The organism is Natrinema sp. HArc-T2 (genome assembly GCF_041821085.1).
In the GTDB taxonomy this organism is placed as follows: Archaea; Halobacteriota; Halobacteria; order Halobacteriales; family Natrialbaceae; genus Natrinema.
This window is the reverse complement of record NZ_JBGUAZ010000005.1, coordinates 142143-167238: the sequence shown is the minus strand read 5'-3', so window position 1 is coordinate 167238 and position 25096 is coordinate 142143. Positions and strand designations below refer to the sequence as shown.

At 62.3% G+C, this 25096-nt stretch carries 26 protein-coding genes and 1 tRNA gene; 11 read left to right on the top strand and 16 right to left on the bottom strand.

The annotated features are described in order from the left end of the window. The first annotated feature begins 42 nt into the window (after positions 1-42). The 3 genes from ACERI1_RS13535 to ACERI1_RS13525 all read left to right on the top strand — a co-directional run bounded on the left by ACERI1_RS13535 (position 43) and on the right by ACERI1_RS13525 (position 3435). Positions 43-936: an alpha/beta fold hydrolase gene (locus tag ACERI1_RS13535; RefSeq protein ID WP_373618790.1), complete on the top strand. Its 894-nt coding sequence runs from the start codon at positions 43-45 to the stop codon at positions 934-936. A gap of 18 nt (positions 937-954) precedes the next feature. Continuing rightward, positions 955-1632, top strand: coding sequence for a helix-turn-helix domain-containing protein (locus ACERI1_RS13530; RefSeq protein WP_373618788.1), 678 nt, complete (start codon positions 955-957; stop codon positions 1630-1632). A gap of 174 nt (positions 1633-1806) precedes the next feature. Then, on the top strand, positions 1807-3435 hold the full coding sequence (locus ACERI1_RS13525; protein ID WP_373618787.1) for an MFS transporter: 1629 nt from the start codon (positions 1807-1809) through the stop codon (positions 3433-3435). Positions 3436-3717: 282 nt separating this feature from the next. On the opposite strand, the gene ACERI1_RS13520 is transcribed toward ACERI1_RS13525, so the two are convergent. After that, positions 3718-3792: transfer RNA gene (locus ACERI1_RS13520), tRNA-Val, on the bottom strand. A 69-nt stretch (positions 3793-3861) separates the two neighbouring features. Further along, complete coding sequence (locus tag ACERI1_RS13515; protein ID WP_373618785.1) at positions 3862-4104, bottom strand: hypothetical protein; 243 nt, start codon at positions 4102-4104, stop codon at positions 3862-3864. A 315-nt stretch (positions 4105-4419) separates the two neighbouring features. On the opposite strand from ACERI1_RS13515, the gene ACERI1_RS13510 reads away from it, so the two are divergent. After that, positions 4420-4839 (top strand): DoxX family protein, encoded by a 420-nt coding sequence (locus tag ACERI1_RS13510; RefSeq protein ID WP_373618783.1) that lies wholly within the window; start codon positions 4420-4422, stop codon positions 4837-4839. A 51-nt stretch (positions 4840-4890) separates the two neighbouring features. Here the strand turns inward: ACERI1_RS13510 and ACERI1_RS13505 are convergent, their stop codons facing one another. Next, complete coding sequence (locus ACERI1_RS13505) at positions 4891-5424, bottom strand: cob(I)yrinic acid a,c-diamide adenosyltransferase (RefSeq protein WP_373618782.1); 534 nt, start codon at positions 5422-5424, stop codon at positions 4891-4893. 131 nt (positions 5425-5555) lie between these two features. On the opposite strand from ACERI1_RS13505, the gene ACERI1_RS13500 reads away from it, so the two are divergent. After that, on the top strand, positions 5556-5732 hold the full coding sequence (locus ACERI1_RS13500) for a hypothetical protein (protein WP_008012739.1): 177 nt from the start codon (positions 5556-5558) through the stop codon (positions 5730-5732). A gap of 137 nt (positions 5733-5869) precedes the next feature. Here the strand turns inward: ACERI1_RS13500 and gcvPB are convergent, their stop codons facing one another. From gcvPB to ACERI1_RS13485, 3 genes are all read right to left on the bottom strand, one after another. Continuing rightward, the gene (gcvPB, locus tag ACERI1_RS13495) at positions 5870-7393 is read right to left on the bottom strand and encodes an aminomethyl-transferring glycine dehydrogenase subunit GcvPB (RefSeq protein WP_373618781.1); all 1524 of its coding nucleotides are present in this window, start codon (positions 7391-7393) and stop codon (positions 5870-5872) included. Next, positions 7390-8727: an aminomethyl-transferring glycine dehydrogenase subunit GcvPA gene (gene gcvPA, locus ACERI1_RS13490; RefSeq protein WP_373618780.1), complete on the bottom strand. Its 1338-nt coding sequence runs from the start codon at positions 8725-8727 to the stop codon at positions 7390-7392. The genes gcvPB and gcvPA overlap by 4 nt, the downstream gene beginning before the upstream one ends. Positions 8728-8938: 211 nt before the next feature. Further along, complete coding sequence (locus ACERI1_RS13485; protein ID WP_373618779.1) at positions 8939-10033, bottom strand: AI-2E family transporter; 1095 nt, start codon at positions 10031-10033, stop codon at positions 8939-8941. A 228-nt stretch (positions 10034-10261) separates the two neighbouring features. Here ACERI1_RS13485 and ACERI1_RS13480 point away from each other — a divergent pair, with 228 nt between their 5' ends. Next, entirely contained in the window at positions 10262-10708 is a 447-nt protein-coding gene (locus ACERI1_RS13480) for a universal stress protein (protein WP_373618777.1), read from the top strand. Between the two features lie 100 nt (positions 10709-10808). Here ACERI1_RS13480 and hmgB read toward each other — a convergent pair whose 3' ends face one another. The 4 genes from hmgB to ACERI1_RS13460 all read right to left on the bottom strand — a co-directional run bounded on the left by hmgB (position 10809) and on the right by ACERI1_RS13460 (position 15417). Continuing rightward, positions 10809-12146: a hydroxymethylglutaryl-CoA synthase gene (gene hmgB / locus ACERI1_RS13475; RefSeq protein ID WP_373618775.1), complete on the bottom strand. Its 1338-nt coding sequence runs from the start codon at positions 12144-12146 to the stop codon at positions 10809-10811. 77 nt (positions 12147-12223) lie between these two features. Then, positions 12224-13711, bottom strand: a complete 1488-nt coding sequence (locus ACERI1_RS13470) for a hypothetical protein (RefSeq protein WP_373618773.1) — start codon at positions 13709-13711, stop codon at positions 12224-12226. 77 nt (positions 13712-13788) lie between these two features. Next, positions 13789-14367, bottom strand: a complete 579-nt coding sequence (locus ACERI1_RS13465; protein WP_373618771.1) for a DUF2150 family protein — start codon at positions 14365-14367, stop codon at positions 13789-13791. A gap of 198 nt (positions 14368-14565) precedes the next feature. Continuing rightward, positions 14566-15417 carry a TatD family hydrolase gene (locus tag ACERI1_RS13460; RefSeq protein ID WP_373618770.1) on the bottom strand — a complete coding sequence of 284 codons (852 nt, stop codon included), beginning with the start codon at positions 15415-15417 and terminating at the stop codon, positions 14566-14568. 231 nt (positions 15418-15648) lie between these two features. Between ACERI1_RS13460 and ACERI1_RS13455 the strand changes: the two genes are divergently transcribed. Together ACERI1_RS13455 and ACERI1_RS13450 are read left to right on the top strand one after the other, a co-directional pair. Continuing rightward, a complete protein-coding gene (locus tag ACERI1_RS13455; protein WP_373618768.1) occupies positions 15649-17220 on the top strand; it encodes a Na+/H+ antiporter NhaC family protein in 1572 nt (523 codons plus the stop codon). Beyond that, the gene (locus tag ACERI1_RS13450) at positions 17217-17489 is read left to right on the top strand and encodes a TRAM domain-containing protein (RefSeq protein ID WP_373618766.1); all 273 of its coding nucleotides are present in this window, start codon (positions 17217-17219) and stop codon (positions 17487-17489) included. The genes ACERI1_RS13455 and ACERI1_RS13450 overlap by 4 nt, the downstream gene beginning before the upstream one ends. 27 nt (positions 17490-17516) lie before the next feature. On the opposite strand, the gene ACERI1_RS13445 is transcribed toward ACERI1_RS13450, so the two are convergent. Beyond that, positions 17517-17993, bottom strand: coding sequence for an NYN domain-containing protein (locus ACERI1_RS13445; protein ID WP_373618764.1), 477 nt, complete (start codon positions 17991-17993; stop codon positions 17517-17519). A gap of 130 nt (positions 17994-18123) precedes the next feature. Here ACERI1_RS13445 and gcvT point away from each other — a divergent pair, with 130 nt between their 5' ends. Together gcvT and gcvH are read left to right on the top strand one after the other, a co-directional pair. Then, positions 18124-19221: a glycine cleavage system aminomethyltransferase GcvT gene (gcvT, locus tag ACERI1_RS13440; RefSeq protein ID WP_373618762.1), complete on the top strand. Its 1098-nt coding sequence runs from the start codon at positions 18124-18126 to the stop codon at positions 19219-19221. A gap of 1 nt (position 19222) precedes the next feature. After that, positions 19223-19606 carry a glycine cleavage system protein GcvH gene (gcvH, locus tag ACERI1_RS13435; protein ID WP_373618760.1) on the top strand — a complete coding sequence of 128 codons (384 nt, stop codon included), beginning with the start codon at positions 19223-19225 and terminating at the stop codon, positions 19604-19606. Between the two features lie 237 nt (positions 19607-19843). Here gcvH and ACERI1_RS13430 read toward each other — a convergent pair whose 3' ends face one another. Then, the gene (locus tag ACERI1_RS13430; protein WP_373618759.1) at positions 19844-20344 is read right to left on the bottom strand and encodes an SRPBCC family protein; all 501 of its coding nucleotides are present in this window, start codon (positions 20342-20344) and stop codon (positions 19844-19846) included. Between the two features lie 53 nt (positions 20345-20397). Here ACERI1_RS13430 and ACERI1_RS13425 point away from each other — a divergent pair, with 53 nt between their 5' ends. Beyond that, positions 20398-21063, top strand: coding sequence for a helix-turn-helix domain-containing protein (locus ACERI1_RS13425; RefSeq protein WP_373618758.1), 666 nt, complete (start codon positions 20398-20400; stop codon positions 21061-21063). 52 nt (positions 21064-21115) lie between these two features. On the opposite strand, the gene ACERI1_RS13420 is transcribed toward ACERI1_RS13425, so the two are convergent. From ACERI1_RS13420 to ACERI1_RS13405, 4 genes are all read right to left on the bottom strand, one after another. Then, the gene (locus ACERI1_RS13420; protein WP_373618756.1) at positions 21116-21421 is read right to left on the bottom strand and encodes a hypothetical protein; all 306 of its coding nucleotides are present in this window, start codon (positions 21419-21421) and stop codon (positions 21116-21118) included. A gap of 721 nt (positions 21422-22142) precedes the next feature. After that, a complete protein-coding gene (locus tag ACERI1_RS13415) occupies positions 22143-23321 on the bottom strand; it encodes a redox-regulated ATPase YchF (protein ID WP_373618754.1) in 1179 nt (392 codons plus the stop codon). 81 nt (positions 23322-23402) lie between these two features. Continuing rightward, positions 23403-24134, bottom strand: coding sequence for a GNAT family N-acetyltransferase (locus ACERI1_RS13410; protein WP_373618752.1), 732 nt, complete (start codon positions 24132-24134; stop codon positions 23403-23405). Positions 24135-24200: 66 nt separating this feature from the next. Next, positions 24201-24782 carry a hypothetical protein gene (locus ACERI1_RS13405; RefSeq protein WP_373618750.1) on the bottom strand — a complete coding sequence of 194 codons (582 nt, stop codon included), beginning with the start codon at positions 24780-24782 and terminating at the stop codon, positions 24201-24203. Positions 24783-25096 lie beyond the last annotated feature (314 nt).

The following is a 25096-nucleotide window of genomic DNA, read 5'->3' as shown; positions in this document are numbered from 1 at the left end:
CCGGCAGCACTCACTCACGATAGCGGTGAGTACCGACGGGTAATGTCACAGTTGGCCGCCGATCCGTCTCACCGGGAACCAGTCCGGGATAGTCGTCAGTTGACGACGACGTCGCTGGACGAAGGTCGCCACCTCGCCTACACCCGATACGGGCGTCCGGATGGCGTTCCGGTCGTCTTTCTACACGGGACACCCGGCTCTCACCGACTGGGAGCGCTCTTCGAGACGGTCGCACGGGAACAAGGGATTCGATTACTCGCGCTCGAGCGACCCGGCTATGGCCACTCGACACCGTGGCCGTCACGCTCGTTGCGTGACGCCGGGACGGTCGTCAGTGCCGTCCTTGACGACGCAAACATCGAGCGCGCCGGCCTCGTCGCCTTTTCCGGTGGTGGGCCACACGCACTCGCGACTGCTGTGACGCGACCGGATCGTGTCACCCGCGTCGATATCGTTTCGGGGGCTGTGCCACCCGATGTCATCGAGGACCAACCCGCGACACAGCAGCTGCTCGCAGGCCTGGCGACGAGGGTACCCACCGTGCTTCGCGGCCTCTTTCGCGGCCAGGCGTGGCTCGCCGCCCGGCTCGATCCATCGGTCGTCGTCTCCCAGTACACAGCAGCTGGGGGCGCTGAGTCGATCCCGGACGACGCCGCGGCGATCGTGCAGGCGGATTTCGTCACCGCGTTCGCCCGACACCGGAACGGTGCCGTCACCGACTTCCGCAATACGGTGTCCGACTGGAGGGTTGATCTGGCCGACCTCGAGACCGACGTGTGCTTTTGGCACGGCGAGAACGACACGAACGTCCCGATCGACGGCGTTCGACGGCTCACAGCGCAGCTCCCGACCGCAACGTTACGAGTTCTTGACGAGGCAGATCACCTGCAGACGCTCCTGCAAAGCGGCCCCGACGTGCTGGCGAGACACGGGTGACGGATCACCCTGATTGATATGTCGCTCGACCAAACGGCGGCTATCGGCGGGATGAAACGCGTTCAGTTCGCGGTCACCTATCCAGACCGGTTCGTGCATCCGCTTCAGCGACGGCTCATGGAGTCGACGCCGCTCGCTCGAGCCGAGTTACTGATGTGGAGTCCAACGGACGATGCGACGACGTTGTTCTGGTGTGATGGCGACCGAGCGGCAACCGAACAGCTCGTCGCCGGGCTCGACTCACTGCTCGTACACACCGCCGTCGATGTCTCCGATGGCACCTGCGTGTTTCTCCGCCAGGCCGACTACGAGTTTGCGCCGGCCATTCTCGAGACGATCGCGGATGCAGCGGTGATCTTCCTCCCGCCCGTCATCTTTCTCGAGACTGGCGAGGTGCAGTTCGAGGCGGTCGGCGAACCGGCAGCGCTCAGCACGTTCTACGAGAACCTCTCCGAACTCGGCGCGGTCACCGTCGAGCAGGTCCACGAGTTCGAACGCCGATCCACGCCGTCGGCGCTGACTGATCGCCAGCGGGCCGCACTCGAGGCAGCCGTCTCGGTCGGCTATTACGAAGTTCCCCGTGATGGCACCGTTGCGGATGTCGCGGGGATTCTCGAGTGTGCCTCGAGTACGGCTGGAGAACTGCTGCGTAAGGCCGAGCGGGCTGTGGTGACTGGGTTTCTCGAGCGGCAGTGATGGGCGAGAGCCGGACAGTATTTTCGCCTCTCGGTGACTAACTGGGTCCACGCTATTTGGCGGTCAAACGTGTTAGATCACTGTATGCCCCCGGATGACCCGCCTTCCAACGGGAGTTCTCGTCGCTCTCCGGACGTAAAGACGAGAGTTCAATACTGGGCCCCTGCGATCGCCGTGAGTCTGACGACGTTCATCGTGGTCCTCAATGCTTCCCTGATGAACGTGGCGATCCCCACGATGGTCGACGAGTTCGATACCACGGTCACAGTGATTCAGGGGGCGGTTGCACTCTACTCGCTGGTGACCGCTGCGCTGGTTCTCCCGGCCGGTACGCTGCCGGCTCGGCATAGTATACGGCGTGTACTGACAGTCGCACTGATCGTCTATGCCGGTGGGACAGTGGTTGCGTCGATTAGCTGGAATACGACGATCCTCTATCTCGGCTGGTCGCTCATCCAGGGTACCGCGGCGGCTGTGATATTTCCCCTGACGTTCACTGTCTTGATACTCAGTTACGAAGACGATGACCGGGCGACGGCATTCGGACTGTTGGCTGGCGTAAGCGGGGTCGGCTCGACTATCGGACCGATTATCGGTGGCGCACTAACCACGTACGCGAGTTGGCGGTGGGGGTTTACGCTTCAACTCATCGGTGTGGGGGTTGTTCTCTTCTTCGCTCAGTATGTGAGTCCGAACCCGCTGTCGGAAACGCCCAGTTCACTGGATAAAGGGGGGACAGCGCTGTCCATCGTCGGTTCGACGTCGCTCGTCACTGGATTCCTTCTGAGCGGGAAGTATGGATGGCTAGTCGAACGGCGGCCGTTTGTCGTCGGCGGGATGCAGTTCAATCCGCTTGGAACGTCGCCAGCGATCTGGCTTCTCGGGATCGGATTCCTCGCGTTCGCCGTGTTCGTTCAGTACGAACGCCGACTGGAACGTGCCGGGAAGTCACCGCTCGTTCCGCTGCACGTCCTGACGAATCGCCCGTTTTTAGCCGGCATTCTCACCTACAACATGCGCTCGATCGTCTCGGCTGGCTTCTTTTTTATCTTCCCGGTCTATCTCCAGGCCGTACTCGGATACACTGCCTTCGAAACAGGGCTCGCGTTGTTACCGTATTCACTCGCGTCGATCGCTTTTTCGACGGTTACGCCCAACTGGCGGAAGTACACCTCGCCAAAGACGCTTATCCAGATCGGGATCGTGTGTATGGGCGTTGCACTGGTGGTGTTGTACGAACAGACAGGCCCCGATCAGACGATCCTCACGATGGCTCTGCCAGTGGCGCTTTATGGAGCCGGTGTCGGACTCATCCTGGCACAGATCACCAATATGACGATGTCGGCTGTCCCGAACGCGTACTCCGCCGAGGCATCCGGCGTCCTGAACGTCAGCTATTCGATCGGGTTTTCCCTGGGGACAGCAGTCGTTGGCTCGTACTTTCTCGGCCACTTCTATGGTGGTGTCGTCGATCGAGTGCTCCGAGCAGAAGGCGAGACCGTTTCAGCGGCGCAACGAAACGATCTGGTGATCGCACTCGAGGATGCAGCGGAGACAGCGACCGACGCCACGCAGCAACAGTTCCTGACCCAACTCACTCCGGCGCAACGACAGTTGCTCGAGGGGATCTTCGAGGCTGCGATGTTCGACGCACAACGGGCGGCGCTGCTCCTCCTCGTCCTGTTCGTGTTGCTCCTGCTTCTCGCATCGACGTTCTTGCCACGGCAGATCCCGGACGCCGACGACCCCGAATCATCCCATGATTCATCACGTGAGGCGTCTGAAACAGCCGTGGAAGACTAACCGAACACACCACACCTGACACTCCGGCTGCGAGCCGTCATCCGTTCGGTTGGCTCTGTGTGGCTCGAGCGGTCGCAGATTGTTTCCGATCGATGAACGCAGGTCACTGCCGGCTGTGGCCCCACTGGAGCCCGACCGTTTGATTTCAGGGAATTAACAAGCTAGTTGGGGCAGATTTGAACCACGCCGAGACGTGCTCGCTTCGCTGCGCGCGACTCGTCTGGTTCAAACTGCCCAACGTAACGAATTTGCTGCTCGCGTAGTTGCTCGCAGCAAAATTAGTGGGTTGGGGCAGATTTGAACTGCCGACTTCCTCCGTGTGAAGGAGGTATCATAACCGGACTAGATCACCAACCCGCACGAAAGCGTTCCCGTGCGTTCGACTTAAGACTTCCTTTCATCGGTCGCCGTACGCTCGTCAGAGCGTCACCGATTCACACGGTCACGTACGTCTCTGACCGTCTTCCGGATGCGCGTTTCGGCGCGGTGCTCGAGTACGTGTACATTTTCACGGATCCCATCCACGTGGCTGGGTTCGGGATCGGGCTCCCGACCGAGTTGCGCGCGAATCCACTTCGTGGGTCGTGTTCGGTACTCGGTCGCACCGAGCCGGGCGTGGGTGGCAGCTCGCCGCAGGTAGTACAGGCTGTCGTGGAAGTGTTTGTCCATGGGGTATGTTGTCGTAAGAAGGCTGGGTGAGAATATAGTTCTTCCGTAGACAACAGAATTGGCGACCGACGGCGATGGGAGGGATGGCTCGAGGCGGGCAGTCTTACCGAGAGCGGTCACAGACACCCCGTTTTGTCTCGCTTCGATAACACCCGAATCTACTGATAACGCGCCGTACACCCGGTGACACGGCTGTTAGCGAGACTATATGAGGTTCGGATACGAACCAGCTAACGTGATACAACCACAGCTTCGATTCACAGTACGGAATCAGAGACACCGATCGATCGCGACGCAGACGGGGGTGAGCCGCTGATGGTGTTCGAGACCGGCAGCAGTGCAGCCCTGTTGCTCGTCGGGCGGCTCCTCTTCGGCGGTCTCCTCGTCTTTCAGGGACTCAACCACTTCATGGAGACGGACGCGATGGCCGGCTACGCGGAATCGAAAGGCGTTCCTGCGGCACGGTTCGGCGTCGTCGCGTCGGGAGTCATGCTCGTCCTCGGTGGGCTCAGCATCGCGCTCGGCGCGTACACCGTCGTCGCAGCCGGAATGCTGGTTGTGTTCTTCCTCGCCGTGACGCCGTTGATGCACGACTTCTGGGCCGTGCCGGCAGACCAGCAGCAAAACGAGCTAACACACTTCCTCAAGAACGTCCAACTGCTGGGTGCATCCCTGTTCATGCTGGTTCTCGCCGGCGAGCCGTGGGGCTACGCGCTGAACGTCGGTCTCTTCTAGAATCGGCAGCGAATCGCTGTTCCCAGCGCTGTACCACCAACTGGGCGATGTCTAGTAGTCGGGTGCGTCTTCCGGTTCACCGTCGCGTGCGTTGACGACCCGCGCCAGGGTAAAGAGTCCGTCCGAGAGTCGATTGAGGTACTGGACCGCGTCCTCGTTGATCTCCTCTTCGGTAGCGAGTGCGACCGCACGTCGCTCCGCGCGTCGACAGACCGTGCGGGCGTGGTGGAGCGCCGCGCCGTGGTCGCTGCCGGTCGGGAGAATAAAGGAGGTCAGCGGCTCGAGGTCGTCGTCATACGCGTCGATCCAGTCTTCGACCGTCTCGACGTGTTCGGGGCTGATCGCAGGGTCATCCTCATCCGGATCGGGATTTGCGAAGTCCGCCTGCACGACGTGGAGGTGATTCTGGATCGTCGCCAGTTTGTCGTTGATGTCGTCGTGGTCGGTCGGTCGGACCGTCCCGATCAGTGCGTTGAGCTCGTCGACGGTCCCATACGCTTCGATGCGGGCGCTGGCCTTCGAAACGCGGGTCATATCGCGGAGGTCGGTCTCCCCTTCGTCGCCGCGACCGGTGTAGATCGACATGGCTGGACCGACGGATGGCGGCCACTTAACTTTCGTGTCACCGCCGCTGTCGCCGGCTCGCCGTTCGAGCGTCACGCGCGAACCCCGCCGGAACCAGTACGTTAAACTCGCTTCGCTGGCTACCACCGGCCATGGCTCTGGAACTCGAACACGAGTGTCCCAACTGCGGGGAGGAAAAGACGTTTTACCGCGCCGCCAGCACGACGCTGCATCTCGGCGAGAAAGTCAAGTGGCACTGCCCGGACTGTGACTACGGCTTCGTCCGCATCGGAGACAACGGCACCGCCGTCGACTCGAGCACGGCATAATCCGCCTTCTGCCTGCTTCCGTTCTCGCGCCGAGAGCCGTCTTTCTCGTTCCCGAACCGATTCGCAGTCGGGCTCCCTACTACGGTTACAAAACCGTCTCCACGTAGCGATCGCCGCAAAAATCAGGGCGGGAACGGCTACGAATCGTCCTCGAGTGCCTGCCACGACAGCCGCGGGTTCCGCGCCGCGCTGGTCTGGTCGATCCGGCGGGCGGTGGTTCGTTCCGGCGCGGCCTCGAGCGTGTCGTCGTCTTCGTCGGCGACGGCGTTGAACGCGGCGGCGAGTCGATCCAAGGTGTCCTTGCTCTCGATCTCGGTGGGCTCGGTCATCAGCGCCTCGGGGACGATCTCGGGCCACTTGGTCGTCGGCGGGTGGACGCCGTAGTCGAGCATCCGCTTTGCTACGTCGGCGGCGTCTTGCTCGCCGGCGCTGGCGACGAACTCGTGGTGGAACGGCCCGTAGGGGATCTCGTAGTCGATCCCCTCGGCGAGATAGTTCGCGTTGAGCACCGCGCTCGCGCTCGCGTCCGCGAGGCCCTCGTCGCCGAGGCGGGCGATGTAGGCGAAGGTCTTGACGAGCACCAGCCAGTTGCCGTCGAACCCGTGGACCTTGCCGATCGTGTGCTCGGGCTCGAAGCGTTCGTACACCGGCTCACCTGCTTTCGGGTCCGCGTCGCGCTCGCGAACGCGTGGCGCAGGGAGGAACGGAGCCAGCTCGTCGACGACGCCGACCGGACCCGCACCCGGCCCGCCACCGCCGTGGGGTGTCGCGAACGTTTTGTGGACGTTGTAGTGCATCACGTCGAAGCCCATGTCGCCCGGTCGTGCGCGACCGAGCAAGGCGTTTAAGTTCGCCCCGTCGTAGTAGAGCAGCCCGCCGACGTCGTGGACCATCTCGGCGATCTCCGTGATATCGCGCTCGAAGAGCCCGAGCGTGTTCGGATTGGTCAGCATGAGTGCCGCGGTGTTCTCCGAGAGGGCGGCCTCGAGCGCCTCGAGGTCGACCCGACCCTCGTCGTCGCTGGGCAGAGAGACGACGTCGTAGCCACCCAGGGCGGCGCTCGCGAAGTTGGTTCCGTGGGCGCTCTCGGGGATAATGACTTCGTTACGGTGGCCCTCGCCGTTGTGTTCGTGGTAGGCGGCGGCAACGCGGATGCCGACGAACTCACCGGCTGCGCCCGCGGGCGGCTGGAGGGTCACTGCGTCCATGCCGCCGATCCGACCGAGATAGTCCTGCAGTCGGTACAGAAGCTCGAGGGTGCCCTGCACGGACGCCTCGGTGCGGTCGGGGTGGACGGCTGCCGACGGCAGTGCGGCCACGTCCTCCGTGAACTTGGGGTTGTACTTCATCGTACACGACCCCAGCGGATACGGACCGCTGTCGATTCCGTAGATCATCTGCGAAAGGCGCGTGTAGTGGCGCGCGAGTTCGGGCTCTGAGAGTTCGGGTAACTCGAGGGAATCCCGCGTCAGATCGTCAGGTAGCGGTGAGTCGGTCGTCTCTCCATCGTCGCTGTCGCCGTCGTCTCCGCTGCCGATTGTGATCCGAGTCAGGTCCTTCTCCGAGAGCAGCGATTCGTACTCGCCGTTCTCGACGTAGCGGGCCTGATCGTAGCGCGACTGTGCGGGTGTGGTGTCGCGGTCGGGTCCGTCGTCGCTCATCGTGCCACCTCCTCGAGTGCGGCGACGAACCGATCGAGCTCTTCGTCAGGAACGCCGGCGACACAGATTTGGATCTCGTGGTCGCCGACGACGTGGACCGCAAAGCCCAGTTGCTCGAGGTCCTCGGCGACGGCACTGGCGGGCTGGTCGACGCTGGCGACGAACTCCCGGAAGTGTCGGCGGTCGTGGATCGGTGCTTGCACGCCGACGATGTCGTCGAGGCGCTCCGCGAGGTCCTCCGCGCGTGTGACGGCACGTTTCGCCAGCTCGACCATCCCGCTTGGCCCGAGGACGGCAGCGTGGATCGCCGTTCGCAGCGCGACCCAGGCCTGATTCGTACAGATGTTACTCGTCGCGCGCTCGCGGCGGATGTGCTGTTCGCGCGTCTGGAGCGTGAGCGTAAACGCTCGGCGGTCGGTTGCGTCCTCGCTGACCCCGACCAGTCGACCGGGAACCTGCCGAAGGTAGTCTTCACTGGTGGCAAACAGGCCCAGTCCCATCCCGTAGCTCGTCGGGAGACCCAGTACGCTCGCGTCGCCAACGACGACGTCCGCACCGACATCGGCGGGACGCTCGAGCAAGGAGAGCGCAATCGGATCGGAGCCGAGCACGAAGAAGGCGTCGGCGTCAGCCGCACGGTCACCGATTTCACTCAGCCGTTCTTCGATCGTCCCGCGAACGGTCGGGGTCTCGGCGTAGACCATGACGACGTCCTCGTCGAGGGTTTCCTCGAGTCCCGCGAGATCGACGTTGCCGTCGTCGATCGGATACTCCTCGACGACGAGGTCGGTGCCGGCGACGTAGTTTGCGAGCGTACTCCGTCGTTCCTCGCGGAGCAGTTCGGGGACCAGCACCCGGTGGCCCGAGGTGTCACGAACGCGGTCGGCTAGCGTCGCAGCCTCGCCGAGTGCCGTCGCCGCGTCGTAGATCGAGCAGTTCGCGATCTCGAGGCCGGTCAACTCGACCAGCAGCGACTGGTACTCGAATAAGGCCTGCAGGAACCCCTGCGAGATTTCGGGCTGATACTGCGTGTAGGACGTCAGAAACTCCGACCGGTCCGCGAGGTGATCGACCAGCGACGGGATGTAGTAGCCATAGTGGCCCCGCCCGAGCAACTCGGTGCGGTCGTCGTTACGACCCAGCACCGAGCGAACCAGCCGTCGCGTCTCCCGTTCCGTTCGCGCGTCGATGCCGAACTGACCGTCGAACCTGATATCGCCCGGAATGTCGAAGAGATCCTCGACCGTCTCCGCGTCGACCGCCTCGAGCATCGCGGTGCGGTCCTCCGCCGTGTGGGGAGCGTACGGACTCCCTGTGGTGTGTGATCCGTGCATGACTAACAGTGGTCTCGATCGATCGAGCAGGTCGACCCCTCCTGCCGTCGAGTGCAGCGTTCGATCCGAGACACGATACGCACCTCTAGCGGACAGGGGGTAATGAACGCACTCGTTTCGGATGTCCGCTCGCGTCGGCGACGAACGTCGGGACGACGCTCGCAACGGGAGACCGTCCGGTCAGGCGTTCGACTCGAGTACAGCGAGTAGCTTATCCATCGGCATCGCTGTCGACATCCGTATTGCTCTCACTGTGCTCGAGTGTGTCTTCGGCGGCTCGCTCGCCAGTGTGTACGCGAGCGAAACTGTCGAGGACGAGTTTCGCGCCGCCGAGGACGACGGGGCCGATGAAGAGGCCGACAGCGCCGAAGACGACGAGACCGCCGAAAATGCCGACGACGATGATCGCGGAGTTGAAGGCACCGGTTCGCCCGATCAGCGCGGGCCGAAGGTACGAATCCGAGAACGTGACGATCAGTCCGTAGACGACGATCGCCGCGCTGGCGGTCGGTCGTCCCATCGCGACCAGATAGGCCGCGACCGGAATCCAGATCCCGAACGCACCGACCAGCGGGAGCAGCGTCAGGACGAAGGTGGCGACGGTGAGAAAGACCACGGCGGGGACGCCAGCGACCGCCAGTCCGACGCCGAGCATCACCGCCTGAATGGCCGCGACAGCGACGTTCCCGACGACCGAGGCCCACATGAGCCGATCCAGTCCAGTACGCAGCTCCGAGAGCACCTCGTCGTCGACGGGTAACACCCACTCGAGCCACACGACGAACCGGTCCCCGTCTCGCAACAGCGCAAAGAGGACGAACAGCGTGATCGTGATGCCGATGAAGATCCCGGGCAGGCTTCCGGCGAGATCGATCGCCCCCGTCGTGACTTGCTGGATGCCCGTCGCGATCCGGTCCTGGTTCGATTCGTACAGGGAGACGAGATCGACCGCGTACCCGTTGGTCTCGAGGACCGACTCGATCGTCTCGACGTCGATCTCACCCTGTCTGATCGAGCGGACGAGTCTGAGCGATTGCCGAACGGCGATCGTGGCGACGTAAATCAGCGGCAACAATACGACGATCAGGGTCGCCACCACGACCGCGATCGCCGCGATCGTCGGCCTGACGTACTCCTCGAGCCGTCGCTGGACTGGAGACAGGATGTAGGCGAGGACGACGCCGAAGAGGACGTACTGCAGATACGGCAGGAGAACGAACAACGCGAGAAGACCGCTCACCAGTGCGAGCGCGGTCATCGCGGGCTGCTCGACGACCCAGTCCGGTGGCTCGGGACTGTCTGGCATGGGCTGATCTGCAACGCCACGATACATTAGTCCGGTGATATGACCTATCATACGGACTACTGTCCGTCAGTGCCGATGGGCCCGCGACCGCCCTGCGGGCGCACCGGGACAGCGAGACAGCAGACCGTTTCAGCTATGTCGGGGCTACAGCAGTCCCGAACGACGCCGGCTGCAGTGCTGTGAGAGTCGCCCTCGTGATTCACATGGCTCGAGAACAAATAGCAGATCATGAAGACACTCGTAGCCGTCGACGGCTCCGACGAATCCGAGAACGCCCTCGCCTACGCCGCCGACATCGTCGACGCGATGGGTGGCTCGATTACGATCGTTCACGCAGTCGATCCTACCGCGTACGACGAGGGCGGCAGCGAACCGACCGCGTCGCTCTGGGAGGACCAGCGACTGATCGTCGAGAGCGTCGAAGACGCCGAACAGCGGGGGATCGACATCACCGACGACGCGGCCGACCTCGCCGCGGAGCTCGGCCACGACGCCGATGTCGAACTCCTCTATGGCAATCCGGTCAGGGAGATCGCCACCTACGCCGAGGACGAGGGGTTCGACGCGATCTACGCTGGCCACCGTGGTCGATCGGAACGTGCTGGACTGATGCTCGGCAGCGTCGCCAAGTCGCTCGTCGAACGCGCGACCGTTCCGGTGACAGTCGTGCGCTGAGACGGTCTGCTGTCACTATTTCCCGGTACACCCGTACAGCGGGCCGCGGGCCTACCGACACTGACGGACAGTAGATCGTATGAAACCGCCAAAAACGCCGTTATTCCACGTATCGGTACTTCCGCTCGCCCATTCGGCCCCAGCCGTCGAAGACGAACTCCTCGCTCGGCGTCGTGAACTCCTCGACGTCGACATCCATCTCGTGGTTGTGGACGTCGTGGATCTCTTCGTAGTCTTCCCACGCCATTTCGTAGCGATCCGCGAGCTGTGCGTCGACGTTCAGGGCCTCGAGTTCGTCGACCCAGCCGTTCTGAACCGTCTCGGCGTGGATCTCCGCCTGTGCGCCGCTGCCGTAGGAGCCCACGAGCAGTTTCTCACCCGTCATGTCGCGGCCTGTCTCGAGCGCGTGTTTGAGCGCGCTTACGCGGGCGACGTGGACGGAGCCGGTGTACCAGTTGCCGACCTCGCGGGAGATCGTCAGCGTCGGGTCGATCGTCGCGTCGTACCACTCGGCGTAGCGGTCGGTGTCCTTGAGCGCGTCCATGTACTCCCGGAGCGCATCGCGGTATTCCTCGTCGGAGTCGAACGCTTCGGGACGGGGCTGGCGACCGATCTCCTCGGCGAGTTCGTCTTCGGTCGGCGTATCGCGAATGACGTGGCGGAACGCCAGCAGGGCGGCCTTGCGGACCATCCCCGGGAACGGCGTATGGAACGGCGCGTAGACGAAATCGTCCTCGTGGACCTCGCCCGCGACGCTCTCGAAATCCTCGAGCGCTTCGCGCATGCGTGCGAGATAGACCTGCACGGAGCGTTTGCCGTCGACCGAGGGGAACTGCTGGTTGGGTTTCAGGAAGTCAGTCTCGTCGGCCGAGCCATAGCCCTGCTCGGTCGAGAGTTCGACGAGACTCGGGTCCTCGCTGATGAGCATCGCGACGGCCCCCGCACCCTGGGTCGCCTCGCCGGCGTCACCACGCGCGTAGAGTGCCGTGTCGGTCGCGATGACCAGCGCCGAGCGACCGCGGTTGCGGCCCGCACGGATCCAGTTACAGGCGTCGTCTAGACTCTGGGTCCCCGCGATACAGGCGAACTTCCGCTCTCCTTTGTTCGCGTGGTGGAAGTCACCGTCGTAGACCTGCTCGAGGCAGCCAGCGACGTACGTCGAAACCGGCTTCGAGTTGTCGAAGGCGCTCTCGGTCGCGACGTCAATGCGACCGATATCGTCAGGCTCGAGGCCTTTGCGCTCCATCAAGCGGTGGGCGGCGTTTGCCCCCATCGTGACGATGTCCTCGTAGCTGTCGGGGAACGAACTGGCGTTGAGACCCAGCCCTTTCGTGTATTTTTCCGGGTCTTCGCCCTTCTCCGGGGCGAACGTTCCGGGAAGGTCGAGTTTGAGGTTTCCAGTCCAGATTTCGACGGCGTCGATGCCGACTGCTGTCATACCTGTCCACTAGGTGTGATAGTACAAGGTATTGTCGTTCGTCGTTTCGACGTCCGTCGAACTCGCGCAGCCAGATATCAACACGACTGCCAATCATCCGAATCGAGTGAGGCGACATCCTCGAAATTCTCGAGTTCGGCGGTTCGACATTCTCCATTCACGATGTCTACGGTGATCACGACTGGATAGTTCTCGGTTGGTTGGTTCCCCGAGTTGAACGAAACCGTCTGTCCACCGTGGAACTCGCCGCCAGCGGTTGCACCACTGTTGGTTGCTTCTTGACCGATCTGATCTTCGATGGTGACGACGACATCATCGGCATCGGTCGATAACTCATATCCGAACGTGACTTCCGTTGCTTCTGCGCTAGTAGGGCCACCGCGTTGCCCAGTCACTTCTGCTTCGAGCCGTTCGAATTGTGGGCCAGTGGCTGCGTTCTTGACGATCCTCAGCTGAATCGTATCGCTGCTGCCGCCACTCGAGACGAACAGATCAATCAGCGCACCATCTGACCCCTGTGCACGGATCTCGACATCAGTGGGACTCTCGTTGAACCGCTCGACAGAGACGTTCTCGTCGGCAGAATAGGCGAAATCGAGGTCTGCTTCGCGAGCGGTTGCACTCGCAGAGAACGTCGTATCGGTCCCTGCCGAAATAGTGTAGTCGCAGGTCGATCCGTCCGTACACGGCGTTGCAGATTGTGGATCGTCGAACGACACACTGTACCCACTGCTCGTTCGGTCACTGCTCTCGACGTTCTTCTCGGTGCCGATGGTGAATCCCTCGTCCGAACTGGCATCGTCCCCAACGCCGACGCGAGCGATTTCGAGGGTGTACTGTCGATTGAGTTCGAGTGTTACCTTACCGTCAGCTGCCTCTCGAACGGTGACGCCGCTGTTGTCCTCGAGTTGGTCGACCCAGATCGCCGGTCGCTCAGTAGGGAGCGTGATGACGGTTCCAGCCGCGAGGTCACGCGTTCGGGTGCCGTCGAGGGGCTCGAGGGAGACCGATGTCACACCCGAACTCGTCTTCGACAGATTGCCATCGAGCAACACGAGCGTGATCCGTTCGTTTTGAATTAACTGCTGGGACCCAATCGAGACGTTTGCTCCATCATGCTGGTTGTAAAGCAACGAGTGTTCGATGACGGTGCGTGGAGCGTCGGTGTATTCGTTGTAATCCGGTTCGTAGGCGAGAAAGCGGGTTTCGTACGCGTAGTCTTGTGTGTCATTTGCTGGCTCGATCCGGACCATCGATGATGGGGTGATGGTCTCGAGCCGTCCAGTCGGGTCGGACGGATTCATCGAAAAGGTTCGAGTCGGATACTGCGTTCCGAGCGTGACGGATGCCGACCGGGATGTGTTCGTCATCCCCGCGTTCCGAATCCCGTTTCGCAGCTCCTGTAGCTCGCCGTTGACCTGCTGGTTGTGCTCGTACTCGACTGCACTGTTTTCCGCAGGGACCGCGTTGACCTGATACAGCGCGAGTGCGGTAAAGACGATCGCGAGCAGCAACACCGCCCCGATCTGGACGGTCACTGCACGCTCGTCTCGCCGCAATTCCATAGCCGAGGATAGTCGTGATTGCTTAAACGTCTGGTGGCTACCGACCGGCGAAAATCAGCGCGCGTCGGTTCCGGTCGCTACTCGTCTTCTTCGACGACTTCTGGATCGCTCATCGCGCTCTGGAGGCTGTCGAGCCCGTTGATCCACTCGGTGACCAGCCCGTACTCGAGGTCTTCGGCGACGGTCATATCGAGTTCGTCGCCGTCGATAATGAGCGTGCCAGCCTGGGCTGCGTAGCCGAGGGCGGCATCGAGGTCTTCTTCCGCCTCGGCGTCGGCGGCAGCGCTGAGATAGTCGCTGACAGTGCCGTCTTCGGCCGGACCGTTGGCGACGTACTCCTCGGCCGCGAAGAAGACACAGACCAGACTCGTCTGGACGCCGTCGACGAGGATCAGTTTCTCCTCGTCGTCGATACCGACTTCGCTGAGGACGATCTCGCGGACGTCTTCGATCTCCGCGAGCGTTTCCTCCTCGGCGAGTTCCCCATCGTCGTAGGCAGCGACGATCTTCGCGATCGCGATCGCCGTGTCGTCTTGCAGGTTCAACAGGAGTCGAGCCGAGTCTTCGTCTTCCGGATCGATGTCTTCGTCTTTGATGCGATCGATCCAGTTCTGCCAGCGTTCCTCCGAGTAGAACTCGGTCGGGGGATTGCTCATACAGACACCTACACCGGCCGCTTGAAATGCCTTTCTCTACACTAGCCGCATCCAGCGACCGTCACGATCTACTAAACGGAAGTGATAGGCGCTGAGACGCTCGCTTCTGATTTCGACGCCGACGAACCCGTCGTTCCTGACCGAGTCCTGTCCAAACCCGGTCCGGACACTCGAGTCCGTCGCCAGCGCCACGGTCGCTCACTCGCCCATCTCGAGCGTCGCTTCCGTATCGATCCCGTACACTCGCTTCGGCGTCTCGACGTGGGCGTTGCGAACCGCTTCGTCGGAGCCGTTCTCGAGCAGCCACTTGACCCGCCGGGGGACCGTTTTGGGCCCGAGCACCGCACCCGGGCGGTCGGGGTCGTCGATGTAGTCGGTCTCCATCAGGAACGGCTCGCCGCGCTCGGCGGCGCGCTCGAGTTCGTCTTTGTCACAGATCACGCTCGGCGTCGGGCCCGCGAGGCGGCCACTCGCATAGTGTTTGACGACCTTGTGGGCCGGCATGCCGGCCTCGACGGCCCAGTCGGCCACCTCGGTCATGTCCTCGCTGGCTTCGGCGTGCAGTTGGACGGCACACTCGAGGTCGGCCCCGTGCTCGAACGCCCGGCGCATGACCGCGTTCGAGGCGTCCCAGACGGCGTCGTCGACCTTGTAGTGGGGGCGGCCCGATTTCAGCGCCAGCGCGTCACCCGAGCCGACGAACTCTGCGGCGACATCGATCCCGGCCTGCATGAGATCGCGAGCCTCAGCGGGCGTGAAGCCGCGGTCGTCGACCAGCCGCGAGATCAACCCCGGATGGACGCCAAGCACCGGCCAGGCCCGGCCTGCGAGTTCGCTCGAGGCCTCGTCGACGACCTCGATCGTGCGCTCGAAGACCGCTCGGAAGTCCTCGCCGGTCTCGGCCTCGACGCCGAGGTGCCAGGAGGGTTTGTTCACCACGAGCAGGTGGGTGCCGCCGACGCGGACGAAGTCTTTGACGGCGTCGATACCCCGGTGGTTGTCCGGGTCGAGGTGGAGGTGATCGTCCAGTACCGGGCGATCGTCGATCATATCCGATGTTCGGCAGGCCGCGCTCGAAAAGTCACCGACTTCGGGACACTGGCGGGAGACTGCGGCCTATCCCCATTGGTCAACAGAGAGACGGTCTGGAAAGACACCAAGTCGACCACTTATTGTCGTGGGTAACCCGGAGCAGTGGACGGGTTCGTGGCCGTTCCTATTGGGAATAGTTATACTTGGGGATACGAATAGTGCTAGCGTACACCAATATGGTGGTCCTGTATGAGTAATAGCGGAGACGGGTCGGCGGATGACGGACCGACAGACCAGTTTACACAACCGGATCGCGATAGCGGACCGACCGTCGAGTTCTACGGCGGTCGGGGAATGAGCGCGTTCCCGATCGGTTTTTTCATCGTGTGGGCCATCGTCCAGACCGCCCTCTGGCGGATCGGCGACACGGGCGGGCTCATCGTCGGCATCCTGATCGGCCTGATCCTCGGCATGTTCTTCGTCCGGGGTAACTGGCAGTCCTACGCGAACACGATCTTCGAAGGGATGACCCAGCCGGTCGCCGTGACCGCGATCGTGGCGTGGATCTGGGCCGGGATGTTCGCCCAGCTCCTGCAGGACGGCGGCTTCGTCGGCGGCCTCGTCTGGCTGGCCGACACCGCAGGTATCGGCGCGGCGCTGTTCCCGGCGATCACGTTCGTCCTCGCCGCCGTCTTCACGACGGGGATCGGGACCGGCTACGGCGCGACCGTCGCCTTCGTCGGCCTGTTCTTCCCCGCGGGCATATTACTCGGTGCGAACCCCGTCTTGCTGTTCGGCGCGATCCTCTCTGGTGCGATCTTCGGTGACAACTTAGCACCCGTCAGCGACACGACGATCGTCAGCGCCGTCACCCAGGACGCCGACATCGGCGGCGTCGTCGCCTCGCGGTTCAAGTACGTGATCGTCGCCGCGGCCATCGCCTTCGTCGGCTACGTCGTCGCCGGCGGCATGATGAGCGGCCTCGAGATCGGTGCCGAAGCCCAGGCGATCTTCCTCGAGAGCAGCGAGGCGATCGGACTCGTCCACGTGATCTCGATGCTCGCCGTCATCGGTGCGGCGATCGCCGGCCGCCACATCGTCGAGGCCATCTCGTGGGGGATCGTCATCGCAGTCGTGTTCAACCTCGTCTTCGGCCTCGCGAGTATCGGCGACATCGTCATGTTCAACGCACCACCGGACGCGCCGCTGTCCGAACCGCTTGCTGGGCTGCCGATTCTCACCGTCGTGGAGGACGCGGACGCGGTCGGCGTCACCGGCAGTCTGATGACCGGCGTCGCGGGCTTTCTCGAGCTGTCGATTCTCGTCTTGCTGATCATCGGTGCGGCCCAGATCATGATCCGCGGCGGCGCGTTCGAGTCGCTCCTCGAGTGGTCGATCGAGAACCTCGCGACGAACGTCCGCAACGCCGAACTCACGATGGTGGGGTCGGCGGCGCTGATCAACGCGATCATCACCATCAACACCGCAGCCGAGGTCGCGATCGGTCCCTACATCTCGAAGATCGGCGAGCGGTTCAACCTGAACGGGTACCGGCGCGCGAACATCTTAGACGGCCAGACCGCCGCCATGGGCTATATCTTCCCGTGGTCGGGCGGGGTGCTGGCCGGCTACTCGGCGATGCAGCAACTGCCCGGCGAGTACGACTGGTTCGGCGAGTCGATGGTCGTCACGCCGATCGACGTCGTCCCGTTCGTCTTCCAGGGCTGGCTGCTCGTCGCGGTGTTCGTCGTCGCGGCACTGACCGGGTTCGGTCGCGAATACATTATCGACCGCCAGAGCGAGGAGGTGGCCCGCGTATGAGCCTCTTCAGCAAGTACCTCGCGGGCTGGCAGTTCCGTGCGAATCGACCCGCTCTCGAACCCGGCTCCGAGATCGATGTCTTCATCGCGGAGACTAACGGCACCAGTGGTCGCGCATACATCGGCGATACGAAACTGATCGTCGACGGTGCCGGCCCGGAGACGGTCGAGAAACAGGTCCGCGTGCGCGTAACCGACTTCGACGAGACGACCGCGACGGGACAGGGCGAACTGCTCGAGGTCGTTGGTGAAAGCTCCTACAGCGGCTAAAACACATCTTTTCCCGGCACGCTCGAGTTACGGCTCTGGCTCGAGCGTAATCGCCTCGTCGGCAGCGTTTCGCAGCGCGTCCGAGCGACCGTACGAGCCCGGGGCGATCGCGATCGTCTCGATCCCGACGGTGCCCGCGTGCTCGAGGACGGGTTTGAAATCGGTATCTCTCGAGGCGATCGCGAGCCGGTCGATGGTGCCGTCGCCGGCAAACGCGGTCGCGTCGACAGCGAGTTTGACGTCGACGTCGCCGCTGGTGACGATCACCTCGAAGCCGCGGGCCTCGGCGGCCTGAATGAGACCGGGCGTGGCGTGTTCGTCGAGATAGAGCCGGATGACGCCGACCCGACCGAGGTCGCGCGCTGCGTCGCGCAGGTCATCGAGATCGACGTCGAACTCGTCGCGGAAGACGTTCGGCCCGTCGACGAACAGGCCCACCGCGGGCTCGGCAGCATACTGTGGATCGCCCAACTGGGCGAGACGGGCGCGAACGCGGTCGAACATACTCGGTGTTCCCGTGGCCGTGAAATAGATGTGACGAAACGCGCTGCCAGGCTGGCGGGCCGATCCTGCAGGGCTTACTACCGACCGACCGACGAAAAGACATTACTATGCTGCGGATGACGGTTCGAGTATGCCGCTTCAGACGCCGCCGTTACGTGGGTTACACGACGAGCGCGGAGCGAAGTTTACGGAGTTTGGCGGCTGGGACATGCCGGTCGAGTTCGATTCGATCCAGACCGAGCACGCGGCCGTTCGGGAGGACGTTGGCATCTTCGACGTCTCGCATATGGGCCAGATTCACGTCACCGGCCCGGACGCGACGGAGCTGATGCAACGGCTGACGTCGAACGACGTCACCCGGCTCGCGGTCGGCGACTCCCAGTACGCCGCGATCACCGACGAGGACGGGATCATCATCGACGACACCGTCGTCTACCGACTGCCTGACGAGGACGGCGAGGCGACCTACCTGTTCGTCCCCAACGCCGGCACCGACGAGTCGACCCACGAACGGTGGCTCAGCTACCGCAACGAGTGGGACCTCGAGGCGACCGTCGACAACCAAACCGACGAGTACGCCATGTTCGCCGTTCAGGGACCGAACGCGCCCGGGCTGGTCGAGGACGTCGCTGACGAGTCGGTCACCGACCTCGCGCGCTTCGAGGCCCAGTACGCGACGATCGATGGCGTCGACTGCTGGACAGCCCGAACGGGCTACACCGGCGAAGACGGCTTCGAGCTGATCGTTCCCTCGACCGCAGCCGAGGAGATCTGGACGGCATTCGACTGCCAGCCCTGCGGGCTCGGCGCCCGCGATACGCTGCGCATCGAGGCCGGCCTGTTGCTCGCCGGGCAGGACTTCGATCACGAGACCGCCCCACGGACGCCCTACGAGGCCGGCATCGGCTTTACCGTCGCGCTCGAAACCGAGTTCGTGGGCCGAGACGCTCTGGCGGAGATCGACGAGGCGGGCGTCGACGAACGGCTCGTCGGCTTCCAGCTGATCGACCGCGGCGTCCCCCGCCACGGCTACGACATCACGACCACCGAGAGCCGGGTCATCGGCACCGTCACCAGCGGGACGATGAGCCCGACCTTAGCACAGCCGATCGGACTCGGCTACGTGCCGGTCGAATACGCCGAGCCCGGCACGACGCTGCAGGTCGTCGTCCGCGGCCAGTCGAAAAAGGCAAGAGTTGAGACCACCCCCTTCATTGACACAGTATAACATGAGCTTCGACGTTCCCGACGAGAGACGGTACCTGGAATCGCACGAGTGGGCACTCGAGACAGACGGCGTCGTCCGCGTGGGCATCACCGATTTCGCCCAGGACGAACTCGGCGACGTGGTCTTCGTCGAACTCCCCGATGAGGGCGACGACCTCGAGCAGGAAGGTGAGTTCGGCGTCGTCGAATCGATCAAAGCCGTGTCCGACCTCTACGCACCCGTCACCGGCGAGGTCGTCGCGGTCAACGACGACCTGTTCGACGCCCCCGAACTCGTCAACGAGGACCCCTTTGGCGACGGCTGGATGCTCGAGATCGACCCGGACGACACTGACGAACTCGAGGAGCTGTTGACGGCCGACGAGTACGAAGATCAGATCGCGTGACTGACAATCTGAAAACTGAAATCAGTGGTCGCAGCAGCTATCGTAGCCACTGACCGTCACTGCACACCCGATCGCACGACGGGATCGCGGCTCGGAGCGAGCGCCGCGAGCGAGACCCGCGGACGATGCAATCGGTGTGTCACTCGGTTCAGTTGTTACTATTATACCAGTGTGAGAGCGCTATCGCAGTAGACGATCCACGATAGTCTCTCTCAGGATCGTCGTTCTGTATGCTCTTCAGATGGTTTCCGCGAGATAGTCGAACTGTGCGGTGAGTTCCCGTCGTCGCTGTCGCTTGATAACCGTCGCATCCAGAAGCAGTCCCACAAGCGCGATGTCGACTTCGAAGACAGTCGTCGCCATCAGTTCCGTTTGGTCGCCATGTGGCGTCAGTTCGTATCGTGTCGTCATCTCATCGAAGATGCCGTCACGCTGCTCGTAGGCGAGCACGGCATCCGGATCGTCGACGAGTTCGAGTTCGAGCTCGATCGTCGCGAGACCGACGCTGTTCTCGAGTGTTAGCGTGGTTCCCGTCCGATCGACGGCGTCGAAGTTGGCCCCGTACATGAACGGCTCGACGTCAGTGATGCGCTCGCGGAGCGTCTCCGGATCCGCGTCGAACCGCCGTGACAGCGAGACCGTTGCCATGCAGGGAACAAACCGTGGCGACGGCTTACCGTTGACGGTGTTGTCGGCCCCGGTCCGGCGAGCGCTCGTCGCTCCCGCTGCTCCCACCATACCCGAATATGTTCGACCACACTGATACACAGCAGTGTCCCGTATCGACCGCCATGCCCAGTGCTGAGATGAGGATAACGATCCCTGACCGGATTTGGATCGGGGAACTCTCCCGGGAGTATCCAGATGCCGTTTTCGAGATTCTCACCGCATTTCCCAAAGAGATGGGCGGTGTTGCACTCACCGAGATCAGACATTCGAATATCGGCGCTGTCATGCAAACGATGGGCAGCTACGACGACGTCACGAACATCGATCTGCTCCAGCGAACGGACGACAGCGTCCTCGCACAGTTCGAGACGTCGTCGCCGATACTCTTGTTCCCGGTTCGAGAAGCCGGGACGCCACTCGAGTTACCGTTTACTGTCGCTGACGGCGTGGTCGACTGGGAGATCACTGCGTCACGAGAACGGCTCTCCCTGCTTGCAGATCAATTACGCGAGTTCGAGATTTCCTTTGAGGTACAGTCCGTCACGCACCGCATCGAAACGACACAGTTGTTGAGCGAGAAACAGACCGCGCTCGTCCAGCGTGCGATCGAACTGGGCTATTACGACACGCCACGCCAAGCGACGCTGACGGAACTCGCTGCCGATGTCGATCTCGCCAAGTCGACGTGTAGCGAAACCCTTCACCGGGCCGAGGAGAAGATCATCAAACAATTCGCCACGAGCGCCGGTAACATCGAGACGGAGCGAGCCCTATCGACTGGGGAGTGAGTGCGACTGTTCGCGCTCGCGTTCGGATCGCGCGGAGTTGCGAACCACCCGGCTAGACACCGTTTCGGTCGAGTCGCTCACCACGGGTGTACGTCCCGTGGTATACGAGCATGTCGATACCCATTGCCACTAACGAGAGGCCACCGATGCCGGCCACGACAGCGAAGACGAGGCCGTTATCGCTCCCCACGAACCCGAGCGGGAGTGCCAGTCCAAGCAAGACGTTTCCGAGACCACTCCATTGATACCACGCCCAGCGGTCGGTCAGTCGTGTGTCGGTCGCAGCGATGATATCGCAGCAGCCAGCCAGTCCCAGTAACGTCACCTGACCGAGCAGCAAGCAGCACCGGCGTTTCACTCAGGCTCTCCCAAAAGAGGGCCGCCCCACCAGCGATGAGGATCAGAAACGTCCCAACGATGGCACTCAGATGGCGATTACGACGAGCGTTCATGTCGAGACGAGAAACGAAGCGCGGGAATGCTGTGTGGTGGATGCCATATTTGTCTCGTTTCGCTGCCCAGTACTTAATTCTCGAGCGCGTGTTTCTCGCTCAGAAAATCACTACACTCGACGGTAACGGAGAGAGCGATAGCGATCCGACGTGTGGGCCGATCGTCAATTCGTGCTCACGAACTTGATCACGGATGCTGTGCACATAGTGGACACACCCTATAATCGCCGTTTTGGTCCGATTCGATCTTCGCGGTTACTCCAAATGGAAACGGTATTGAATCTGCTACTACGTCCGTTAGAGGAAGGATTTCTCTGGCTGTTGATGGTAGTATATCTCCAGCCCCCCACAACAATGGCAATACTGAGAACCAACAGAAGCAGCGGATGAATACTCATCTGGAGCATCCCCACGAGGTACGCGATAGCAAATGCGGTTGCGTAAATGAGTACTGCTACGACGAGAATCCGCCCGATTCGGTCGATGAGGTCACGTTGTGTAGCGGCCACTCCCTAAGTGTTGGAATTATGAAAATATATACTTTGTTCTTCGCTGGCTGTTCTGTGACTTACCAGTATTGATCGGTACGTCCGATTAAAACGCAGAGTCCGTCTTGTGGGAATATTGTCAATTAGTACTTACGATCTTGATCACATCGCCCTCCTCGAGTTCGTAATCCTCTCCCACCTCCCGATTCGACTTGGCGTTGACGGCGTGCAGGTAGCCGTCGCCGATGTCGGAGTGGACCGCGTAGGCGAGATCGACCGGCGTCGAGCCGTCGGGGAGCAAGAATGCGTCGGGCAGAATGTTGCCGCTGCCGTCGGACCACTTCGCGGCGTCCTCGACCGGGTAGGCGGTGATGTGCTCGAGCAGGTCGTAGACCGCGTAGTCGAGTGCAGCCTGAACGCCAGTGCCGTTCCACTCGGCCATCGTGTCCGCAAGATCCTCGAGCGCGTCGCGCTGGGCGTCGTTGACATCGTCGCCGATCGCGATCGTCTCGTCGCCGGGGTCGTAGTCGACGAGCCCGTTGTCGGCGGCCCGGCGGAGCGCGAGTTCGCCCTCCGCGGTGGTCGGAATGACGGGCTTGTCCAGCTCGAGCAGGCGTTCGACGTTTTCCTCGGGGGCGATGTCGATCTTGTTCGCCGCGACGACGATCGGTTTGGTGCGCTGGCGGACGTCACGCGCAAGCGCCTCGCGATGTTCGTCCTCCCACTGGATCGGGTCGTCGGGATAGTCCAGATCGCGGAGGACCATGGCGATCTGTTTCGGCGAGGCGCCAAAGCCCGAGAGCATCTCCGCCAGCGCGTCGTCGATGTCGAAGTCGGGCGAGCGGGACTTGCGCTCGACGGACTCCCAGTTGCGCTCGACGATGCCCGCCAGCCAGAGATCCATCTCCTCCTCGATGAAGTCGATGTCCTCGAGGGGATCGTGCTCGCCGATATCGACGGGTTCGCCCTTTTCGTTTGTCCCCCCGGAGGCATCAACGACGTTGACGATGACGTCCGCGTTCGTCAGTTCGTCGAGGAACTGATTGCCCAGCCCCTTCCCTTCGTGGGCACCCGGGACGAGCCCCGCCACGTCTAAGAGTTCGATCGGGACGTAGCGCTTGCCGTCCTCGCAGTTATCGGCGTTACAGCGCTCGTCGCGCTCGAGACAGGGACACTCAGTCCGAACGTAGCTGACCCCACGGTTGGCGTCGATCGTCGTAAAGGGATAGTTGGCGACGTCTACATCTGCCATCGTCGCCGCCGTGTAGAACGTGGACTTGCCGGCGTTTGGCTTCCCGGCAAGTGCGATCGAAAGCATGGCTCTCCGTAGCAGAGTGCGGGAAAACTACCTTTCGATTCCGACGATGGCGGCTCGAACGAGCAGGGCGCAGTCTCGACCCTAGAGTTCGACGGCCATCATCACTTCGTCGACGTACTCGCCCTCGAGCTTGTAGTGGTCCTCACGGACCGCTTCGGTCTCCCAGCCGTGGCGCTCGAGGAACGCGATCGCCTCCTCGTTGGCCGAGGGGACGCTCTGGTAGACCTTTTCGTAGCCGTTGGCGCCAGCCCACTCGAGGCCCCGCGAGAGAAGGTGTGCACCGACACCGTGTCCGCGGTACTCCTCGATGACCCCGACGGTGAGTTCGGCGGTGTGGCTCAGTTTTTCGAGTTCCGGCGCGTGGAGGTGAACCCAGCCGACGACGTCGTCGTCGACGGTTGCGACGAAAAACATCCGCGACTCGATCTCGTTGTGCCGGAGTAAGGCGCTCTCGTGGTCGATCTCGTCTGCGACGGTCTCGGCGACGATGTACGTTTTCTCCTCGGCGACCTGTCTGATCGCCCCGACGATCCCCGTCAGGTCCTCCTGGCGCGCCGGTCGGATATGAAATTCGAGGTCATCGTCGACGTACTCCTCTTCCGTGCCCGCCTCGAGCGCGACCCGGAGCGTGCCGTCTTTCTCTTCGAGCCGTCCGTCTCGCTTGAGGATCGCGACGTGATGGCGGAACCCGCCGGGATCGAGGCCGAGGTCGTTCCGTGTCTCCTCCGGATCGACCGCTCCGCGTCGTTCGACGTACTCGTAGATCTGTTTGCGGTCTGCGTGACCGAACTCGAGCGTCTCTGTTGATGCCATGTCACTCGCTACCACAAACCAATACTTAACGCTTGGCCGGCGGACTCAGACTGACAGGACTCGGTCTCAATTGGTCAGATAGCGATCGAACGCACCAGTCGACCACGCGTGCGCGCTCGTAACAATCGCGAACGCGACGAGGACGACCCATGCGCCGACGAGTCCGGCGGACGGGCCGAACCCTGCGGTGACCGCCGCGAGACCCAGTCCACAGCAAACGATCGCTCCCGCGTACCGTCGTGGCCACCGATCGGGCGACTGGGACGCAGACGGTGGCTCGAGATACGGGTGAAGTTGCTCGGCACGGGGTGTCGGCTCGACCCAGCCGCGGTCCTTGTCGTAGTCGACGATGCCGTGATTGTCGAGTTTCGGGAGGTGTGACTGATACAGCGAGATGTAGACGCGCTGGCGTTCGTCGGAACTCAGGTTGTCGACGGTCGTCTCTTGCTCCCAGGCGGCAACCTGTTCGGCGAGTTCGCGCAACCGAACCCGATCGTCCGCAGTCCGAAGGTATCGAAGCACGTCCCGCCGACGTTGTGTTTGAAGCAGATGGTAAATGTCGTCGAGTGACAGCGCAGACGAACTCCCGATCGACTCGGATGCTCGCGGCGATTCACTGACTGCATCCGTTCGACTCTGTCCGATCACGCGAGTTCTCGGATAATAGTATTCTCGGTTAACAAATAAAACTACGCACTCGTACAATCATGACCTCTATTTCACCGTGAGAACGCTGGAGACGGGTCGTGAGCCGACCCGCGATGAGTTCAGCACTAACGCGATCATACAGCCACGAATGACCGCGGACCGTGATGTGATTGAGCATGGGTGATCCACCGATACGCGCCGCATGTCTCGGTGATCGAGCGGTCGGCACCACGCCGACAGTTGACTATTGTTCTGTCCAGCAATAAATCTATTCGTTAGACCAATTATGGCGACTTGGCCAAGAAGTGAAACAT

Bases quoted from the DNA above. Each gene is read 5' to 3' on its own strand.
- ACERI1_RS13535 (WP_373618790.1), top strand. From the start codon at position 43: ATGTCACAGTTGGCCGCCGATCCGTCTCACCGGGAACCAGTCCGGGAT.
- ACERI1_RS13530 (WP_373618788.1), top strand. From the start codon at position 955: ATGTCGCTCGACCAAACGGCGGCTATCGGCGGGATGAAACGCGTTCAG.
- ACERI1_RS13515 (WP_373618785.1), bottom strand. From the start codon at position 4,104: ATGGACAAACACTTCCACGACAGCCTGTACTACCTGCGGCGAGCTGCC.
- ACERI1_RS13510 (WP_373618783.1), top strand. From the start codon at position 4,420: ATGGTGTTCGAGACCGGCAGCAGTGCAGCCCTGTTGCTCGTCGGGCGG.
- ACERI1_RS13505 (WP_373618782.1), bottom strand. From the start codon at position 5,424: ATGTCGATCTACACCGGTCGCGGCGACGAAGGGGAGACCGACCTCCGC.
- ACERI1_RS13500 (WP_008012739.1), top strand. From the start codon at position 5,556: ATGGCTCTGGAACTCGAACACGAGTGTCCCAACTGCGGGGAGGAAAAG.
- gcvPB (WP_373618781.1), bottom strand. From the start codon at position 7,393: ATGAGCGACGACGGACCCGACCGCGACACCACACCCGCACAGTCGCGC.
- gcvPA (WP_373618780.1), bottom strand. From the start codon at position 8,727: ATGCACGGATCACACACCACAGGGAGTCCGTACGCTCCCCACACGGCG.
- ACERI1_RS13485 (WP_373618779.1), bottom strand. From the start codon at position 10,033: ATGCCAGACAGTCCCGAGCCACCGGACTGGGTCGTCGAGCAGCCCGCG.
- ACERI1_RS13480 (WP_373618777.1), top strand. From the start codon at position 10,262: ATGAAGACACTCGTAGCCGTCGACGGCTCCGACGAATCCGAGAACGCC.
- hmgB (WP_373618775.1), bottom strand. From the start codon at position 12,146: ATGACAGCAGTCGGCATCGACGCCGTCGAAATCTGGACTGGAAACCTC.
- ACERI1_RS13470 (WP_373618773.1), bottom strand. From the start codon at position 13,711: ATGGAATTGCGGCGAGACGAGCGTGCAGTGACCGTCCAGATCGGGGCG.
- ACERI1_RS13465 (WP_373618771.1), bottom strand. From the start codon at position 14,367: ATGAGCAATCCCCCGACCGAGTTCTACTCGGAGGAACGCTGGCAGAAC.
- ACERI1_RS13460 (WP_373618770.1), bottom strand. From the start codon at position 15,417: ATGATCGACGATCGCCCGGTACTGGACGATCACCTCCACCTCGACCCG.
- ACERI1_RS13455 (WP_373618768.1), top strand. From the start codon at position 15,649: ATGAGTAATAGCGGAGACGGGTCGGCGGATGACGGACCGACAGACCAG.
- ACERI1_RS13450 (WP_373618766.1), top strand. From the start codon at position 17,217: ATGAGCCTCTTCAGCAAGTACCTCGCGGGCTGGCAGTTCCGTGCGAAT.
- ACERI1_RS13445 (WP_373618764.1), bottom strand. From the start codon at position 17,993: ATGTTCGACCGCGTTCGCGCCCGTCTCGCCCAGTTGGGCGATCCACAG.
- gcvT (WP_373618762.1), top strand. From the start codon at position 18,124: ATGCCGCTTCAGACGCCGCCGTTACGTGGGTTACACGACGAGCGCGGA.
- gcvH (WP_373618760.1), top strand. From the start codon at position 19,223: ATGAGCTTCGACGTTCCCGACGAGAGACGGTACCTGGAATCGCACGAG.
- ACERI1_RS13430 (WP_373618759.1), bottom strand. From the start codon at position 20,344: ATGGTGGGAGCAGCGGGAGCGACGAGCGCTCGCCGGACCGGGGCCGAC.
- ACERI1_RS13425 (WP_373618758.1), top strand. From the start codon at position 20,398: ATGCCCAGTGCTGAGATGAGGATAACGATCCCTGACCGGATTTGGATC.
- ACERI1_RS13415 (WP_373618754.1), bottom strand. From the start codon at position 23,321: ATGCTTTCGATCGCACTTGCCGGGAAGCCAAACGCCGGCAAGTCCACG.
- ACERI1_RS13410 (WP_373618752.1), bottom strand. From the start codon at position 24,134: ATGGCATCAACAGAGACGCTCGAGTTCGGTCACGCAGACCGCAAACAG.